Origin of the sequence: Halomonas rhizosphaerae (genome assembly GCF_030012485.1) — a bacterium.
Lineage (GTDB): Bacteria > Pseudomonadota > Gammaproteobacteria > Pseudomonadales > Halomonadaceae > Halomonas > Halomonas rhizosphaerae.
In genome coordinates this window covers 16,416-33,191 of record NZ_JASCQQ010000002.1, presented here as the reverse complement: position 1 = coordinate 33,191, position 16,776 = coordinate 16,416, and the positions used below count along the sequence as shown (strand labels likewise).

Here is a 16,776-nt window from a genome sequence, read left to right as displayed (position 1 = left end):
TATTAGTTGAAATCAGTAAAGACAGATTAAACCCCGTCGGAGGCTAACAGATAGCTCCAGCGGGGTTTATGTATCATTTTTAGCGTAATGTGCGACGGCGCACAGAGAGTTCTGATAAATGCTGCCATGGTTTAAAACATACTTGCCTAAATGAGCAGAGGAAAACTATTTATCACCATGGAGGAGCTTTAATTCGATAACACCAAGAGCAGCGTCAACCTGAATAAGCATAAAATTCTCTTAGCGGCTCGAGAGCCTTGATGAATAGCCGATATTTTTGAAAACCATGACAATCCTGAAGATGCCTGACGACCGCAATGACCAAGTGACGCACGTTAGGCTTCGCATTGAATCATACGTCACACACCAGAAGGAATACCAAAGATGGACGAAAAAAGGCAGATGACGGGAATGGGCTGGGGTCGATTCGCGGCGATGATCGCGACATCGACATTCATCATGTTTTTCTTGATGTATCAACTCGTCTATTCATTCGATCACGCAATGTTAAGCACAAACCGCCTGATCGCCTCTTTGGTGATGGGGTGCGTCATGACCGTTGTGATGTTGGCTTTCATGTGGTCTATGTATAAAGGGGTGAAAACCAAAATCGGGGTGCTTGTCTTGGCCTCGCTGTTGTGCGTAATTTTTCTTTTCGCGAATAGAAGTCAGTCGCTGATCGGTGATGATGACTTCATGAAATCCATGATCCCTCACCACTCAATTGCCATAAACAGCTCAAGGAAAGCGAGCATTAGCGATCCCCGCGTTCGCAAGCTCGCAGATGAGATCATTGCAGCTCAGGTCCGCGAAATAGCCGAAATGAAACTACTCCTGAAGGATATTGAACAAAATGGAGAGCAAGGAGCTGAGGAGTTGCCCCCGCGATCCACGGAAATCACACCCGAAATGGCGCGCAAGATCGAACAGGTCGTGCAAAGAACTAGCGAGCGGCCTTAACGAATGAGCTTCGAAAGGTGGGAACTCCTCAAACTGGAGTCGTGAATAGAGGTGAATCCATGCCGCTCAAGTACCGGCCGACCCTTCGTAATGGTGCACAAACCGTTACGCATTACGGTAGCTTAACCAAAGCTCTTTCGATGGGTATTGTGGTGGAGACATCGATTCTGACGAAGAAAGGCGCTGGACCAATGATGTCTCGGAAGATTGGGTGCAAGCATCAGATACAGAGAACTGATCCTCCCGGGCTTGACAGATATGCATGTAAATCTCTGATTTTATTGGATCGACAACGCTCTGTAGTGACACATTTTTCCCTACGCGCCTTGCCATTTTGGGGCTCTTCGTCATTGGGTGTGGAGTTCGCCTCCTGAGCTGGGCCAGGATATGACCTCCACATAGACAGGAGACATGGAATGGACGGCACCCAGATTCTGATCCTCGGCCTGGGCCTGGAAGCGCCCTGGGTTCTCAAGGACCAGCACCTGAATACCGCCGTGTCACCTCACCGCGTGGACCTCTATGTCGAGACCGAGCGAGGCAGCCTCTACCCCTGTCCGGCGTGCGGCAAGGCCTGCCCGGCCCACGACTTTGCCGAGAAGACGTGGCGGCACCTGAATTTCTTCCAGCACCACTGCTACTTGCACGCCCACGTGCCCCGCACCAAGTGCCCCGAGCATGGCGTCAAGCGCATTGAAGTCCCTTGGGCGCGGCAGGGCAGCGACTTCACCTTGCTGTTCGAGAAGGCGGCCATGTCGCTGGTCAAGAAGATGCCGGTGCTGGCCGTCTCCCGGCAGCTGGAGATCTCGGACAAGCAATGGGATGGAGTCCTCCCCACCCTACCCCAGCGCCGATGCACCACACTGAGCGGTGAGAGGCCACTGGCAGAGGAGAGCGTCCCATGCCCATTTCACGCGTAGGTGTCGATGTTGCCAAATCCGTCTTCCATGTCCACGGCGTGGATCACCATGACCAGGTCGAGTGGCGCGGCAAGCACAAGCGCGACAGGTGGCTGGACGCCATCGTCAAGCGCGTCCCCATGGGGGCCGAGATCGGCATGGAAGCCTGCGCGTCGTCTCACCATTTGGCCCGTGCGCTGCAAGCGCGCGGCTATCACGTCAAGCTGATCGCCGCGCAGTTCCTCACGTCCTACGTCAAGAGCAACAAGAACGGTCGCGTCGATGCCGAGGCCATCTGCGAGGCCATGGGCCGCCCCCACATGCGCTTCGTGGCCATCAAGTCGGTCGCACAGCAGGATGTTCAAGCGGCGCATCGCATCCGCAGTGAACTGGTTCAGCAGCGTACCTCCAAGGCCAACCAGATTCGTGGCCTGATCGGCCGGGTGGCGCCCACCGGCATTGGCCAGCTGCGCGCGGCCTTGCCATGCTGGCTGGAGGATGCCGAGAACGGCCTGACCAACGCCCGTCTGGAAGGCATGAACGGTTTGTTCCAGGGGGCCCGATCACGCGCACGTTGATTGGCAGCCCCGTGGGGGGCCTGCTGGATCAGGCCAAATCCACATGATGTGACGAAGAACCCATCATTTCAAACCAACGCCTTGACGTGGTTCAGAAGTTATAGCCCAGGCCAACCGTATAGGCCCAGACACCATCGTCCTGAAACGCATCGGTAGCATCATCGGTGTCGCTGAACAAGAACTGATACTCAGCGCGGGCGAGGAAAAAGGTCTTGGTCTGAACATAGTACTTTATGCCCGTTTCCAGACCCGCGAAGGCGCTGTCCTTGACGCCGTCGCCGTATATTCCGCCAAGGCTGGCGCCGATGAAGGGCCGCGCACGATCATCGAGGAACTGATGGTTGATGTAACCACGGGTTGATCCGTTCCAGAAATCATCTGTGACGTCTTCACCTTCGATATCAGCGTAATTGACGCTTTGCCTGACACCGGCAACCATGTTATCCCGCAGATACCAACCAAGGTCGCCGGTCACGCCGAAGTTGCCGCTATTGAAATTCCGGTCGTTACTGCCGGTCCCGGAGATAGAAAATTCACGGTCGCCCTCGTGTGGGCCGGACTCTGAGGATTGGGCGGATGCTGCCATAGGCAGTGCACCGAGAAGACAAAAAGTGATTACCGCAGTGTTGACTCTTATCATGATGAGCTCCCTGCTTACATTGTTAAGATGGCATTTCCATAATGCGCCATTAGCTACCTGGCGCAGGTAGTGGCGACCGATACTACGGCGATCAACCGACGCGAACGAACCTCATCATCATGGTAGGTGTCTATCCACTCGGGCTTCTGTGCGTTAGCACACACTAAGTGCTTGATATCAAGTTTTAGAGTAAAATCCATGTCAGGATCTCCGACATGGTCTGACCCATGGGAAACATAGCAAGGCGCTTCGTTGCCCTGACCTTCACCCCATAAACCGGTCCACCGGCAATGCGAGATTTCCGCTACGTTTACCCTGATAGCCGGAGATCTCGCGATGAAGCGTAATCGACATACCGAAGAGCAGGTCATCACCCTCCTCAAGGCCCATGAGCGCGGCGTGTCGGTCGCCGAGCTGGCCCGACAGAATGGCGTGACCGAGCAGACCATCTATCGCTGGAAGGCCAAGTACGGTGGTATGGAGGTATCGGAGGCCAAGCGTCTCCGGGAGTTGGAGGCAGAGAATGCCCGCCTGAAGAAGCTGCTGGCGGAAAGCGCCCTCGACAATGCTGCCTTCAAGGAGATCGTCTCGGGAAAGTGGTGACGCCCGAAGCGAAGCGTCGGGCGGTAACGCACCTGGTGACAGGCGGCTGGCTCAGCCAGCGACATGCCTATCGATTGCTGGGCCTGCCACGATCGGTGGCCCGCTACCAGGCGTTGCCGCGTGATGATGAGCCGCTTAGGGCTCGGCTAAACGTCTTGGCGACCTGCTACCCCCGCTACGGCTACCTGTTGCTGCACGCCCTGTTACATCATGAGGGGATGGTGGTGAATCGCAAGCGAACTTACCGGCTGTACCGTGAGAGTGGGCTTCAGGTCCGCATCCGGCGGCGTAAGCGACTGGTACGGCCAAGAGCACCTATGCCGTGTCCGGACAGGGCCAACCAACGCTGGTCGATGGATGTCGTCTCGGATCAGTTGGCCTCGGAGCGCCGATTCCGCGTGCTAAACATCGTGGATGACTTCAGTCGGGAACGCGTCGGCCAGCTGGTGGACACGTCCATTTCCGGGCGGCGCCTGGCCAGGTTCTTTTACGAATTTGCACAGTAGCGCGCTCTACCTGCCTCGATTGTCTGTGATAACGGTCCCAAGCTGACCAGCAAGGCGATGTTCTTTTGGGCGCGTGAGTGGAAGGTTACGCTGGCCTTCATCCAACCGGGCAAGACGACGCAGAATGCCTTCATCGAGAGCTTCAACGGCAAATTCCGGGATGGCTGCCTCAATCAGCACTGGTTTCTGATCCTTGCCGATGCGCGGCATGAAATCGACCAATGGAGAGGCCACTACAATCTTGTCAGACCGCACAACTCACTGGGCTATATGCCACCCATCGCCTATGCCCAGCGATGTGCATGAAGGGGCGGTTTCTCACATTGTGTGTTGGACCTGAACCAGGGGGAAGGTCAGAGTTCCGCGCCCTGTCGCGGCAACTGCCGGAGTTGTGAAACATATTTCTTAAATCACACTTTATGATGTTAATCTACCATGAGGAGTACAGGCGCGAATCCGCCGCCGAGTGTACGAAAATTGGTCGCCTGTCCTCGGTAAAGTCTCGCCGCAGCCATGAGAAAATCGCCGCGGTAGGTATATAGTCGAACATCGACCTTGAGCATCTCCCGCTCACCGTCAACTAGAACCAGGCGCTCCGATGGGGGAATATAGGCTTGGGCAATGTAGTCGCTTTCCAGAATTCGGTTGAATGTGTTTTTGGTGAGTTTGCTGCCCCGATAAACGCCTTTACTCCCATACCCTGCGACAGGTTTGAAGAACCACTCCCGTCGCTGTTGCCAGAGTGCATCAGCGTTATCAGCCGTAACCTTTACGGTGCGTGGAATACCAGAGTGAAGCAACTCGGCTTTTTCAGGGCTCAAGCCCCAAGCCGAAAGGGTCTCGTGATCTGACAACACAGCCAGGTTGCGTTTATCTGCGAACAGTGCGTGGGCATGGGGGTTGGGGGTTATGACCACTCGCCCGTCCAACCAGGCACACCGCAAGGCGGTGTGTTCGGGGTCTTCGAGCCCGAAGTCCACGAGCCGATTGTAGACCAGTTCGATTCGCTTGCCACTACCGTATAGCGTTCCTGAATCATACCGGAGGTCAGCAGGCGAAAGTATGAGGGCATCGATACCATTCCTTCGTAATGACTGCTGCGCCAGCCTGAATTCAGGATAGAGGTATTGCCCGCTAGGCTGGTCATCGACGATCGCTATCCTCTCCGGACGTCCACTACCACGCTGAGCGCGCCATTCGCTCTCGAATTGGGCAGTCACTGCGGCATCGAAGTCATTGGCCCCGGCCGCACGCGTGAAGTCATTGCAGCACTGCAATTGGGCCTGTGCCAGCATGGCGTTGAGGAACGCGCCTCCGGCGTTGGTATTGATTTCGATCAGGCGAGGCCCCTCTTTGCTAAGATGGAAATCGTAGCCCATGAAGGCACCCACCGGGCCGGGGTTGAACTGTGCACTTTGCGGGGCCCAGGACAGTACCCGTCGCTGATAGGCGGGGAGCGCAGCAGCTTCCTCCAGGGCTTGAACAATGGCTCCCATTTGTTCCAGGTCCCGAGGAGGAACGAAGACGGCTACATTTGAGAAGAGTTGACGCCAGTTTGGGTTGGTCTGGATCTCGTAGGCGTCATCACCCAACTGGTCAGCGAGTGCCCGGGTGATTGCTCGTCGATCGAGAGTAACGCAGGCACAGTGCTGGTTCAGCTTTTCTGCTTCTGTCTTTTCTGAGAAATCGCCGGTTTTGTGCAAGAGCTGACCTCTGATCCCGTTCATACTGACCGACAGCGAGGGCGCATATAGCCCTGACTGGGTAGCATTGCCCTACCAGTGAATGTGCGTCAAGCATTCGCTCGAGGGGTTCACCAGCGACCAGCTTGAAATAGCGAATCAGAGGCTCACCGACGTGCAACAGAGTAAGTGGGAGGATTCATGAGCGCTACGCAACAATACCTACTACTACTGGGCCTGATGCTGGGTACCGTGGGAGTGGTGCTGTGCCTGTACGGTCTGGCCCGCAGCATGGGGCCGACACACGGGGAGCCGGGCAAGGACGTACCGGCAAGCGCCGGGGTGCTTTCGCGGGATCCGGTGTGGGGGCGCTATCACGCGCGATACTACGGCTACGCACTGCTGTTTCTGGCCTTCGACATGGAGATGGCCTACATGTACCCCTGGGCCGTGGTGTACAAGCAGGAGGGGCTGGTGGCTCTTCTTGATATGGGCGTGTTTCTTGCCATTCTCTTTCTCGGCCTGCTCTACGGATGGAGCCAGGGTGCTCTAAGGCGGCAGTGATGTCTGAGTCAACAATGACCATTGCAGGAGCGCGCAAGGGGCGCCCATCTATCGTGCAGAGGCTGGTTGGACGGGCCCAGGCGCGCAACCTGAGCTGCCTGATCGTCCCAGGACCGGAAGTGGCTCTGGCGCACGGTCTGGACCTGGCAGCGGCTGGCATGCGCATCGCCGCCACGCCGCGCGACGCGGCCGTGCTCGTGGTTATCGGGGAGCTGTCACGGAAACTGGATGAGGCCACGGCGGTGCTCTATGCGCAGATGCCCCGGCCGCGCGCCGTGCTCGTGCTGGGTGGACCAACTCCGTCATCTTTACCACCGGCCGATGTCTCCACGGACCTCTCTCAAGCCGAGCTGATCGAAGCGACCGGTCGGCTACAGCAGGCGCTTGCCGAAGGCGCCTTTACGGCCTCGCCCGAGGATTTCGACGCCTCGGTCCTGCAAGCCAGGATTGAGTATGTCTGTCCCATGCACCCGGAAGTGGTCGAGGACGAGCCGGGCCGCTGCCCCAAATGCGGCATGGATCTGGTGGCCCGCGAGGCCGGCGCCGAATCGGGCGCGACGGAAGGGATGTCGGAGCACGGCGATCACCATGATCACGAGCATCATGAGCACGAACGACACCAGGGCCATGACCACGAACACCACCATGAACACGGGCAACACAAGCACGATCATGGTGGCCACGACCATTCCGGTCACGACCACGGTGCTTCGGGGTTCATGTCCATGGTCGAAGTTACCAAGGACCTGCCCCGCAGCGCCGATGGTTTAGCGATGGACTGGATCAAGGTGCCGTTCGGTCCGGTCTTTCCCGGCCTGCCGGGTGGACTGAGACTGACGCTGACGCTCGACGGCGACGGGGTGGCCGAAGGGCAAGCGACGTCCCTGGTGGGCATGAGTGCCGTCACTGAAGAGGGCGCTGCCGAGACCTTCGTCGAGCGTCTGGCGACAGCAATGGCGCTGGCGCCGGTAAGTTACCGATTGTTGGCCTGCCGGGCCATCGAGCAGGCGGCTGGTCTGAAGGAAGACCCGGCTACCGCCCGGGCCCGCGCTTGTGCCCTGGAACGCGAGCGCATCGCCAGCCATCTGGGCTGGCTGGCCCAGTTGGGTCGTCAGCTCAGCTTCGTCTGGCTGATGCGTCGCGCCACGACTCTGCAATTAAAAACCCGGTGCGCCAATCGGGAGCAGCTTGTGGCCATGAGACCGGCACTGTGGGCGCTGAACGTTCGACTAGAGCTCACGCCATTGCTCAAGGCGCGCTTGAAAGGAATCGGCGCTCTGCCGGGCGGTTCCCACGACTTTCGGGGTCCGGTAGCGCGCGCCGCGGGCAGCGCCGAAGACGTTCGGCAGGCGGATACTATCTATCGCGAGCTGGGTTTCGAGATACGCACTGGCACCACCGGCGGCGACGCCTGGGGGCGTCTTCAGCAGCGGCTGATGGAGATCATGGCCAGCCTAGACCTTATCGAGGCTGGCGTGGACCCTGGAATGCCCACCCTGCGCGACATCGGCAGTACCTCCGGGATAAGTGAGGCCAGCGTGGAAACCCCGCGCGGGCGCGCCGCTTTGCGGCTGACTCTGGAGCATGGCCAGGTGGTATCGGTCGAGTTGGATACCGCCTGCAGCCACCATATCGGCCTGGTCGCGAACCTCGTCGAGGGCCGAGAGCTAGGCGATGCTTTGGTGGCGGTCGGGTCGCTAGATCTGTCGCCCTGGGAGGTGATCTCTTGACCATCGCTGCCGTGTTACTCGCGCTGATGGTTAGCGCCTGGCTACTTGCCGTGATCGAGGCCTGGCTTTCGACCGGACGCCTGCGCCCCGTCGCGCCGCTGCTTGCCGGCCTGTCACACCTGGGCAGGGAGTCCCTTCTGCCGCGCAAACCCGACCGGCTGTTCTTCGAGACCGCGCCGGTACTGCTGCTGGTGGTAGCGGTGCTTGGCGCCGCGGTCCTGCCCCTGGCGCCAGGACTGGTGATCGCGGACCTGGCCACCGGCGCCCTGTTCGTCAACGCGGCGCTGGCCTATGTACTGGTTGCGCTGATCATGGCCGGCTGGGGCCCGAACGGCGCCTACGCCATGGTCGGCGGCTGGCGCTTCCTGGGGCAGCTCATCGCCTACGCCATGCTTATCGTGATGCCCATCACGGCCGTGGCCATGCGCGCCGAGTCACTGCTGAACACCGCCATCGTCGCCTCCCAGGCAAGCTTGTGGAACATCGTCTACCAACCGCTCGGCTTCGTGCTGTTTTTCATCGCCGCGATGGCACTGGCCTTCCGTGCGCCCTTCGACCTGCCAACTGCGCCAGGGGAACTGGCCGGGGGCGTAGACGCTGAATATACAGGCATGCGCCTGGCGGTATTGAGGCTGGCGCGGCTGGTGCTGGTGATCACCCTGGCCACAGCAACCACGGTGTTCTATCTCGGCGGTTGGCACGGGCCACTCTTGCCGCCTTGGGCGTGGAGCCTGATCAAGACACTGACCGTGGCCGTGTCGATGCTGCTGGCCGGCCACTATCTCCCGCGTATTCGCGAGGCGGATCTGCTGAGCTGGTGCTGGAAGCTGGGTATTCCCCTGGCGCTGCTCAATATCCTCATCGTCGGATTGATGATCCTGGTGGTGCCTTGATGTTTTTACAGGCCTTTTTTGTCGCCGTGTTCGGTCTGGCCGCGATCGGCTTCGGCGTGGCGGTGTTTCGTACCGCGTCCATGGTGCGTTCCGCGTTGGCGCTGCTGTTCTCGCAGGCCGCGGTCGGCTGCATGTTCCTGGCCATGCAGAGCGAATTCCTGGGCGTACTGCAGATCATGATGATGGCCACTGAAATGAGCATCATGGCCATCTTCATGGTGATGTTCATGATGGATCCCGGTGGGCTTGGTGGCATGGATATGAGTCACCAGAAACGCTTTTCAATCGGCGCAGGGGTGATTGCCGCCGGCACCGCCTTCGCGGTGGCGTTAGTGTCCGACTGGGGTCCTGTCACAGTCGAGGCTCCGGATGCGGCCATGCAAGCGCGGGAGCTGGGCATCGAGATGTTGGGGCGGTCGATGCTGATCTTCGAAACCGCCGCTGTCACCATCCTGACCGCGATGATCGCGGCCACGGCAGTAGCGATTCCGGTGCACGAGCCGGCCCGTAACGATGGTAAAGACGAGAACGACAAGGAGGCCTCAAGATGACCCCGGTCCTGATCGTGGCGCTTCTGACCGGCGCCATCCTCTTCGGTGTCGGCCTCTATGGTGCACTGTCGCAGACCAACCTGGTCATGATCATGATGGGCGTGGAACTCATCCTCGCGGGCGCGCTGGTGAATCTGGTGGCCTTCTGGCGCTTTCTGCATCCCGAGATCTACGCCGGGCAGATGTTCGTGCTGGTGGTAATGACGGTCATGGCGGTGGAGATGGCAGTCGGCATGGGCATCGCGATCGCGCGCTTCCGGGCCAAGGGCTCGGTCGAGATGGAGGAAGCGGGGGATCTCAAGGGATGAACGAGATAGCGCTGCCGGTAGTGTTTCCCCTTCTCGCAGCCGTGGCGATTCTGGTGCTGCGGCGCTGGGCACCCGCCCTGGCCCTGGCCGGCGCCACGCTAAGCCTGGCAGTGAGCCTTTGGCTCATGGGCCGAGTCGCCGAAGGTCACCTTGAAACACTGCTGCTGCCGGGCCTGCCGGATATGCCCTTGCGGCTGACCGCCGAGCCGCTGACTGCGCTGCTCACTGTGGTGATCGCCACGGTGGGGACGTTCGTACTCATCCATTCGGTCGGCTATATGAAGCAGGAATCCGGCCTGCCCCGCTTCTATGCTGTCATGTCCTTGTTCCTCGCCGCGATGCAGGCCCTGGTGCTGGCTGGCGACTGGGTTCTGCTGCTGGCCGCCTGGGAGCTGATCGGGTTGTGCAGTTACCTGCTGATCGGTTTCTGGTTTCAGCGGTCCGAAGCTGCGAACGCCGCCAGCCGCGCCTTCCTCTACACTCGTAGCGCCGACCTTGGCCTGTACATCGCGGTATTCATCCTCATCGGGTCGGCGGGCACCAGCGAAATCGCCGCCACAATGAATGTTGGCGGAAGTGTTGCGTTTGCCGCGGGGCTGTTGTTGCTGCTGGCCGCCATGGGCAAGTCCGCCCAGGTTCCCTTGCAGGACTGGCTCATGCGCGCCATGGCGGGCCCGACGCCGGTCTCGGCGCTGCTGCACTCGGCGACGCTGGTGGCCGCAGGTGCCATCCTGCTGATCCGCGTGACACCGCTGCTCGCGCCGGGGGTCCTCCTCGCCATCGGGCTGGTGGGCGGCTTTACCACGGTGACGACTGGTCTGGTCGCTCTCGCCGAGCGCGACCTCAAGCGCCTACTGGCCGCCTCCACCGCCAGTCAATATGGCCTGATGCTGATCTCGATCGGCGCCGGGGCGCCGCTGGCTGCCCTATTGCATCTGGTCGCCCATGCCGCCATCAAGAGTGCCCTGTTTCTCGCCGCCGGCGACTTCCAGCATGCACGCGGTGGTACCGGTTTCGATCGACTAGAGAGCGTTGGTCGCATCAGGCCCTGGGCCTTCGCTGGCTTTACACTGGCAGCATTGGCGCTGGCGGGCATCCCGCCGCTGAGCGGGTTCTTCTCGAAGGACGCGGTGATCGCCGCCGCGCTGTCCGCAGCTGGCGCCGTCTGGCTCGCACCGCTGGCGCTGGCGGGCACATTGTTGACCGGTGCCTACCTGGCCCGGGCGCTGCGCCTGCTGTGGCGCGGCGCTGGCGGAACCCGGCCGGTGGCCGGTGCCGCCTGGATGGGCGTAGGTGTTTGGGGGTTGGCGATCCCAGCCGCTGCCCTGGGCCTGGCCTTTGGCCCCATCGAGGCACTTCTCGACCTACCCGCCCCTGAAGCCGAAGGGGCATGGGCCGTGCTGCTCGGACTCCTCGCTGCGGTGAGCGGCCTGGCGCTGGGCTGGCTAGTGCCGGCCCGGCGACTGCTTGGCCCTGCCAACCCATGGGCGCAATCGGGGCTAACGGTCGCGGGCGGGCTTACGGCCGTGGTGGGGAGGCCCGCAATGGCCGTTTCCCGGGGCTGTGAACGTTTGGAAGACCGCCTGTATGCGGCCGCGCTTCGCGTCGGCCGGAGAGGCCTCACCATTGCGCGGGGGTGCGAGCGCCTGGAACTGAGCCTGTATGCGGTCGTGCTGGGTGCCGGCCATGCCAACCTGGCCATGGGCCATCTGGTGCGCGTCGGCGATGAGCGCCGCATCGACGGCCTGATCTTTGCCCTGGTAGCTAGCGTGCGCGCCTGGGGAGATCGCGCTCGAACCCTGCAAAGCGGCCTGATTCACCATAGTCTCGCCATCAGCGCCGTGGTCACCGCCGTGATGCTGCTCATCCTGATATTGGCTTCATTGCGTTTCTAGAGGACAGCCCTGCCCATGCTACCACTCGTCTCCATTACCCTATTCTTGCCACTTGTCGGCGCCGTCCTGATTCTGTGCCTGCCGAGACCCACGGCGCGGACCGTACACGGCATCGGCATTGGCACCGCAGTCCTGACCCTGGCCGGCGCCCTGGCCATGTGGCTGGAGGGAGTAAGTAGCGCGGGCTTTTCCCAGGTCGAGGAGCTGGAGTGGATCCCGGCCATCGGCGCCGCCTACCGGGTCGGGGTCGACGGCATCAGCCTGCCGCTGGTGCTGCTGAGCGCCGTGATGTTCCTGGTGGCGTTCATCTTCACTTCGTCGCTTCGCGAACGCCCGCGCGCCTACGTGGTCCTGGTCCTGCTTCTCGAAACCACGGCAATCGGGACCTTCACCGCCCTCGACGGGATTCTGTTCTATGTGTTCTTCGAGGTCTCCCTGGTGTCGATGTACTTCATGATCGCCGGCTGGGGGCATGAGGAACGGCAAAGGGCGGCCCTGATGTTCTTCCTCTACACGCTGCTCGGCAGCCTGCCTTTGTTGCTCGCTATCCTGGGACTCTATCTGGGCAGCCCCGAGCTCAGCTTTGACATGCGAGCCTGGATCGCCAATCCGCCTCTAGAGGGGGCGGCGGCCATGTGGGCGTTGATCGCCATGCTGATCACGTTCGCAGTCAAGATCCCCGCGGTGCCACTACACACCTGGTTGCCCGCCGCCCATGTCCAGGCGCCAACCGTCGGCAGCGTCATCCTGGCCGGCATCATGCTGAAGTTCGGCACCTACGGCCTGGTCCGCTTTGCCTTGCAAATGACCCCCGGGGCGTTCCGCGAAGCCGGCATCGTTGTCTTGATCTTCGGCGTCGTCAGCGCACTCTACGGCGCCTTTGCCGCCCTGGCGCAGACGGACCTCAAACGTCTGGTGGCCTATACCTCGATCAACCACATGGGCTATGTAATCGTCGGCGTCTCCGTGGCCGCACTGACGCTGGACCCGTCGGTGCGTACCGTCGCCCTGGATGGCGCGGTGCTGCAGATGTTCAGCCACGGCCTGGTCACCGGCGCCCTGTTCTTCCTGGTGGGCATGATTCAGGAACGCGCCCATAGCCGTGAAATGGGCGAGTTCGGCGGCCTGCTCAAGACGGTCCCGCTGATTGGCTGGTCATTTATATTGGCTGCCTTTGCGTCCCTGGGCCTGCCAGGGCTGGCGCACTTTCCGGCCGAGTTCCAGATATTCCTCGGTACGCTGGGTAGCGTGCCCGCAGCGGTTGTCGTGGTACTGGGTATTGCCATCATTGCCGGCACCTTTCTCAAGGCGATCCGCGAGACCTTCCTCGGCGAGCCCCGCCAACGGTGGCATGCCATGCCGGACCTGAGTAAACGAGAATTGCTGGCCGTAGCGCCGCTCCTGGTCCTCACCGTCGCCACCGGCGTAGCACCATCCTGGGTGCTTGACGTCATTCACCGGACCACATCGTCGTTGGTGCTGTAATGGGCCGTGACCTCGCTTTACTGACTCCCGAAATCGCCGTCCTGTTGACGGCCGTCGGCGCGCTGATCGCGGAAATGCTGCGCCGACCTCGAATCTCGCTGGCCCTCGCCGCCGCGGGCTTGCTCGTCGCCACGAGTTTGACGGTACCCTTGCTCGGCACGGACACCACCGTGTTCGGCGGAAGCTTCCGGATCGACGCATTAAGCATCTGGGCAAAGCTTATCCTGTTGCCGGCTACCGTACTGTCACTGCTGCTGGCACGAAACGACATCGGTGGCACCGTCCGCGAGGGCACGGTCTACAGTCTGATATGCCTGGCGACCTTCGGCGCGCTGGTGCTGGCTGGAGCGGGCGATGTGATGTTCCTGGTGCTGGGCATGCTGCTGACCAGCCTGGCTACCTTCGCGCTGGTCGCCTATCCGGACGACGACCCGGCCACCGAGGCCGCCATGAAGTTCTTCGTGTTCGGCTCGGTTGCCGGGGCAGTCATGATCTTCGGGCTCAGCTACTGGTTCGGCGCCACCGGTTCCACGCTGCTCACCGATCTAGCACGCACGGACGCGATGCCGCTGGCTGCCATCCTCGGGCTGGTGGCCGTCGTCGTCGGCCTCGGCTACAAGGCGTCACTGGTTCCGTTTCATTTCTGGGCACCCGACGCCTACGAGGGTGCGCCGCTGTCGATTGCCGCCTACCTGTCCGTCGTGCCCAAGGTCGGTTCCCTTTTCGCACTAACCCAGGTGGTGCGCGACCTGCCCGTGGACAGTGGCTGGCCTGCCGTCATGGCGGGCTTGGCCGTGCTGAGCATGACCTATGGTTATCTAGCCGCACTGGTGCAGGATAACGTCATCCGACTACTGGCCTACTCGTCGATTGCCCAGTCCGGTTATTTCCTTCTCGGCATCGTGGCGGTGGGCTCCAGTGAGCTTGCCTTGCCGTCGATCATCCTGTTCGCCGCTGCCTACGCCGCCATGAACCTAGGCGCTTTCGCTGTCGCCTCCGCGACCGGGCGAACTCTGGAAGAGTTCAGCGGGCTGGGGCGCGCACGGGTGCTGACAGGGATCGCAATGGTGATTTTCCTGTTGTCGCTGGTCGGCATCCCGCCACTTTCTGGCTTCGTCGGCAAGTTCCTGCTCTTCGCTGCCGCCATCGATGTCCAGTTCACCTGGCTGGCAGTCGTGGCTATCATCAACAGCGTGCTGTCGCTCGCGGTGTATTTACGCATCGTCATGCCGATGTACCGGCCGGCGGAAACGACAACCGTTGCACCGGCCACATGGCCCGGCGTCGTGGTGATGATCACGTTTGCCGCTACACTGATCATCGGACTGGCCGCCCAGTTTTTCCTCGCGGGTCGATGAGGTGACGGCAGCCGGAGACATGGAACTCACGCGTTTGGCGATCCTTCTCGGTTCCGTTCTTTAGGCTCTAACAACAGACTTCGTGCTGCTGCGCTTCACTTCGGGACCCTTTAACAACCTCATCATGTCAAAGCTGCCGGATTGTCCTGCAGCCTGACTTGAACGGAGAAGGAGGCTAGACATGACACACCTAAACGCTGCCAGCCGTTTGCGAATCACCCCTCTGGGCAACAGCCTGTCGCTGCTGCTGGTGATCAGCTATCTCCTGTGCGTGGGCTTCAGCTTGCTCGCTCCGGAAAATGTGCGCATGTACGAATCATGGGCGCCGCTGCTGCCCGGTTTCGAATGGCTCACCTGGAGGGGCTTTGTGATCGGCCTGGTAGAAACCTATCTGTACGGCTGGTACCTCGCCGTCTTGTTCGTTCCATTGTATCGCTGGTTTTCCTGAAACGAATGACGACACGACGAGGGCTGCAGGTCCTGCGCGTCACTGGTCCTTTAGACCACTGGCCCACATCCGTCTTTCTTAGTCCTCAATCAAGAACGTAATCGGCGAATCATGAACATGACGTCCTCGGCCACATGAACTCACCGACAACATACTCCATCTCATCCTCATGAGCTGACAGATAATTCAGGAGCATATTGGCACGCTCTTCTTCGCCATGATCAGAACAGTGAGCAAGACAGTGCGCCAAATGTTCATGAAGCTGCCGCGTCCAGTCAACAAAATCGCCAAAGGTTCTTATTTCAATGATACTTCTCCTCTGAAATCAATGAGGATGAATGTTATCACTGTGATTTGATGCCTCTTACCGAGAAAGAAAGAGACGCTCGGCAACCAGGATAGCCGCCATGGTAATCGATACCACAATCAGCACTAGGGGATCTGTCGTCGCTTTCACCCAAAGGAAGCCTGCCAGTACGACGGCATCCAGCAGTATCGCAATCACTAGCACAGTTGCGCTTGCATCAATTTCCCGACGCAGATGACGCAACACTCCCCAATGAATGGCGATATCCATGATTAGATAAAAAATGATACCAAGTGCAGCGATACGGCTGAGATCGAAGAATGCCGTCAGGATCAAGCCAAGCACGACCGTATAAACCAAGGTATGCTTCTGGATGCTGCCAGGCATGTGGAAATGGCGATGCGGCACCAGCTTCATTTCCGTCAGCATCGCCAACATGCGTGAGACCGCAAATATACTGGCAATGATGCCACCCGCGGTGGCTATCATGGCGAGGATGACGGTGAACCAGACGGCGGCCTCCCCCAGTGCGGGCCGGGCGGCAGCTGCCAGGGAGTAATCCTTCGTCTCGATGATCTCGCTCAGCGACAGGTTACTGGCGACGGCGAAGCCCACCAGCGCATAGATCACCACACACAGGGCGATCGAGATCATGATCGCCCGGCCCAGATTGCGGTGGGGATCCTTGATCTCTGAACCGCTGTTGGTGATGGTCGTGAAGCCCTTGAAGGCCAGGATACCCAGCGCTGTGGCGCCCAGGAACCCCGACAGTGAGGCATCAGGCGCCGAGCTCGAGACTTCCATCTCCAAGGAGTCGGCGACCAGGACGCCTACTACCCCGAACACGATGATGCCGCCGATCTTGATGACGCCCAGCACTGACGCAACACCCTGAATCAGCTTGTTGGCAGAGAGATTGATCAAGAATGCGGAAATCAGCAAGGCAACGCCCAACGAAGGGACAAGCAGAGACCTGTTTTCCACATCGAAGAGCTCAAGGGTGTAGGAGCCGAAGGTTCTCGCCAGGAAGCTCTGGGCGATCACCATGGAGAAATACATCAGCAATGCATGGAAAGCGGTAGGTAGCGTCGGGCCATAGGCTTTCTGCAGATACATGCCGATCCCCCCTGCCGAGGGATAGGCACGTGACATCTTGACGTAGGAATACGCGCTGAAGGAGACGATCAGGGCGGCCGACAGGAAAGCCAGCGGGAACAGGCGACCCGTCATCTCGGCCATCTGTCCCGTCAGGGCAAAGATGCCTGCCCCGATCATGACACCTGTTCCCAAGGCAATCGCCCCCACCAGAGACAGGCTCCCTTCCTCGTACTTGGGGGTTCGATCCGTGGAATCCGTCACCCAAGCCTCC

The 16,776-nt window shown here is 60.3% G+C and carries 15 protein-coding genes and 1 pseudogene; 13 read left to right on the top strand and 3 right to left on the bottom strand.

Translation table 11 applies throughout. The features are described 5' to 3' along the window. The first annotated feature begins 384 nt into the window (after positions 1–384). From QLQ86_RS00170 to QLQ86_RS00160, 3 genes are all read left to right on the top strand, one after another. Positions 385–960, top strand: coding sequence for a DUF305 domain-containing protein (locus QLQ86_RS00170; protein WP_282733591.1), 576 nt, complete (start codon positions 385–387; stop codon positions 958–960). 416 nt (positions 961–1,376) lie between these two features. Next, entirely contained in the window at positions 1,377–1,880 is a 504-nt protein-coding gene (locus QLQ86_RS00165; RefSeq protein WP_282815562.1) for a helix-turn-helix domain-containing protein, read from the top strand. After that, entirely contained in the window at positions 1,862–2,437 is a 576-nt protein-coding gene (locus QLQ86_RS00160; protein WP_282815561.1) for an IS110 family transposase, read from the top strand. The genes QLQ86_RS00165 and QLQ86_RS00160 overlap by 19 nt, the downstream gene beginning before the upstream one ends. Before the next feature lie 91 nt (positions 2,438–2,528). Here the strand turns inward: QLQ86_RS00160 and QLQ86_RS00155 are convergent, their stop codons facing one another. After that, a complete protein-coding gene (locus QLQ86_RS00155) occupies positions 2,529–3,077 on the bottom strand; it encodes an outer membrane beta-barrel protein (protein WP_282733588.1) in 549 nt (182 codons plus the stop codon). A gap of 336 nt (positions 3,078–3,413) precedes the next feature. Here QLQ86_RS00155 and QLQ86_RS00150 point away from each other — a divergent pair. Next, positions 3,414–4,492 (top strand): annotated as a pseudogene (locus tag QLQ86_RS00150) (IS3 family transposase). Between the two features lie 119 nt (positions 4,493–4,611). Here the strand turns inward: QLQ86_RS00150 and QLQ86_RS00145 are convergent. After that, entirely contained in the window at positions 4,612–5,889 is a 1,278-nt protein-coding gene (locus QLQ86_RS00145) for an ATP-grasp domain-containing protein (RefSeq protein ID WP_282815560.1), read from the bottom strand. A 180-nt stretch (positions 5,890–6,069) separates the two neighbouring features. Here QLQ86_RS00145 and QLQ86_RS00140 point away from each other — a divergent pair, with 180 nt between their 5' ends. The 9 genes from QLQ86_RS00140 (at position 6,070) to QLQ86_RS00100 (ending at position 15,100) form a co-directional block, all read left to right on the top strand. Then, positions 6,070–6,432, top strand: a complete 363-nt coding sequence (locus QLQ86_RS00140) for an NADH-quinone oxidoreductase subunit A (RefSeq protein WP_282733607.1) — start codon at positions 6,070–6,072, stop codon at positions 6,430–6,432. A gap of 158 nt (positions 6,433–6,590) precedes the next feature. Next, the gene (locus QLQ86_RS00135) at positions 6,591–8,162 is read left to right on the top strand and encodes a heavy metal-binding domain-containing protein (RefSeq protein ID WP_282815559.1); all 1,572 of its coding nucleotides are present in this window, start codon (positions 6,591–6,593) and stop codon (positions 8,160–8,162) included. Beyond that, complete coding sequence (locus QLQ86_RS00130) at positions 8,159–9,055, top strand: complex I subunit 1/NuoH family protein (protein ID WP_282733609.1); 897 nt, start codon at positions 8,159–8,161, stop codon at positions 9,053–9,055. Before QLQ86_RS00135 ends, QLQ86_RS00130 begins: the two co-directional genes overlap by 4 nt. After that, positions 9,055–9,606, top strand: a complete 552-nt coding sequence (locus tag QLQ86_RS00125) for an NADH-quinone oxidoreductase subunit J family protein (RefSeq protein ID WP_282733610.1) — start codon at positions 9,055–9,057, stop codon at positions 9,604–9,606. The genes QLQ86_RS00130 and QLQ86_RS00125 overlap by 1 nt, the downstream gene beginning before the upstream one ends. Continuing rightward, positions 9,603–9,914 carry an NADH-quinone oxidoreductase subunit NuoK gene (gene nuoK, locus QLQ86_RS00120; protein ID WP_282733611.1) on the top strand — a complete coding sequence of 104 codons (312 nt, stop codon included), beginning with the start codon at positions 9,603–9,605 and terminating at the stop codon, positions 9,912–9,914. The genes QLQ86_RS00125 and nuoK overlap by 4 nt, the downstream gene beginning before the upstream one ends. Then, positions 9,911–11,809 carry an NADH-quinone oxidoreductase subunit 5 family protein gene (locus QLQ86_RS00115; RefSeq protein ID WP_282815558.1) on the top strand — a complete coding sequence of 633 codons (1,899 nt, stop codon included), beginning with the start codon at positions 9,911–9,913 and terminating at the stop codon, positions 11,807–11,809. Before nuoK ends, QLQ86_RS00115 begins: the two co-directional genes overlap by 4 nt. Before the next feature lie 15 nt (positions 11,810–11,824). After that, positions 11,825–13,294 carry a complex I subunit 4 family protein gene (locus QLQ86_RS00110; RefSeq protein WP_282733613.1) on the top strand — a complete coding sequence of 490 codons (1,470 nt, stop codon included), beginning with the start codon at positions 11,825–11,827 and terminating at the stop codon, positions 13,292–13,294. Further along, a complete protein-coding gene (locus tag QLQ86_RS00105; protein ID WP_282733614.1) occupies positions 13,294–14,652 on the top strand; it encodes an NADH-quinone oxidoreductase subunit N in 1,359 nt (452 codons plus the stop codon). Before QLQ86_RS00110 ends, QLQ86_RS00105 begins: the two co-directional genes overlap by 1 nt. A gap of 181 nt (positions 14,653–14,833) precedes the next feature. Continuing rightward, entirely contained in the window at positions 14,834–15,100 is a 267-nt protein-coding gene (locus tag QLQ86_RS00100) for a DUF5676 family membrane protein (protein WP_282815557.1), read from the top strand. Positions 15,101–15,464: 364 nt separating this feature from the next. On the opposite strand, the gene QLQ86_RS00095 is transcribed toward QLQ86_RS00100, so the two are convergent. Further along, on the bottom strand, positions 15,465–16,766 hold the full coding sequence (locus QLQ86_RS00095) for an APC family permease (protein WP_282815556.1): 1,302 nt from the start codon (positions 16,764–16,766) through the stop codon (positions 15,465–15,467). Between the last annotated feature and the right edge of the window lie 10 nt (positions 16,767–16,776).

Bases quoted from the DNA above. Each gene is read 5' to 3' on its own strand.
- QLQ86_RS00115 (WP_282815558.1), top strand. From the start codon at position 9,911: ATGAACGAGATAGCGCTGCCGGTAGTGTTTCCCCTTCTCGCAGCCGTG.
- QLQ86_RS00165 (WP_282815562.1), top strand. From the start codon at position 1,377: ATGGACGGCACCCAGATTCTGATCCTCGGCCTGGGCCTGGAAGCGCCC.
- QLQ86_RS00155 (WP_282733588.1), bottom strand. From the start codon at position 3,077: ATGATAAGAGTCAACACTGCGGTAATCACTTTTTGTCTTCTCGGTGCA.
- QLQ86_RS00140 (WP_282733607.1), top strand. From the start codon at position 6,070: ATGAGCGCTACGCAACAATACCTACTACTACTGGGCCTGATGCTGGGT.
- QLQ86_RS00125 (WP_282733610.1), top strand. From the start codon at position 9,055: ATGTTTTTACAGGCCTTTTTTGTCGCCGTGTTCGGTCTGGCCGCGATC.
- QLQ86_RS00110 (WP_282733613.1), top strand. From the start codon at position 11,825: ATGCTACCACTCGTCTCCATTACCCTATTCTTGCCACTTGTCGGCGCC.
- QLQ86_RS00100 (WP_282815557.1), top strand. From the start codon at position 14,834: ATGACACACCTAAACGCTGCCAGCCGTTTGCGAATCACCCCTCTGGGC.
- QLQ86_RS00170 (WP_282733591.1), top strand. From the start codon at position 385: ATGGACGAAAAAAGGCAGATGACGGGAATGGGCTGGGGTCGATTCGCG.
- QLQ86_RS00135 (WP_282815559.1), top strand. From the start codon at position 6,591: ATGCGCATCGCCGCCACGCCGCGCGACGCGGCCGTGCTCGTGGTTATC.
- QLQ86_RS00105 (WP_282733614.1), top strand. From the start codon at position 13,294: ATGGGCCGTGACCTCGCTTTACTGACTCCCGAAATCGCCGTCCTGTTG.
- QLQ86_RS00160 (WP_282815561.1), top strand. From the start codon at position 1,862: ATGCCCATTTCACGCGTAGGTGTCGATGTTGCCAAATCCGTCTTCCAT.
- nuoK (WP_282733611.1), top strand. From the start codon at position 9,603: ATGACCCCGGTCCTGATCGTGGCGCTTCTGACCGGCGCCATCCTCTTC.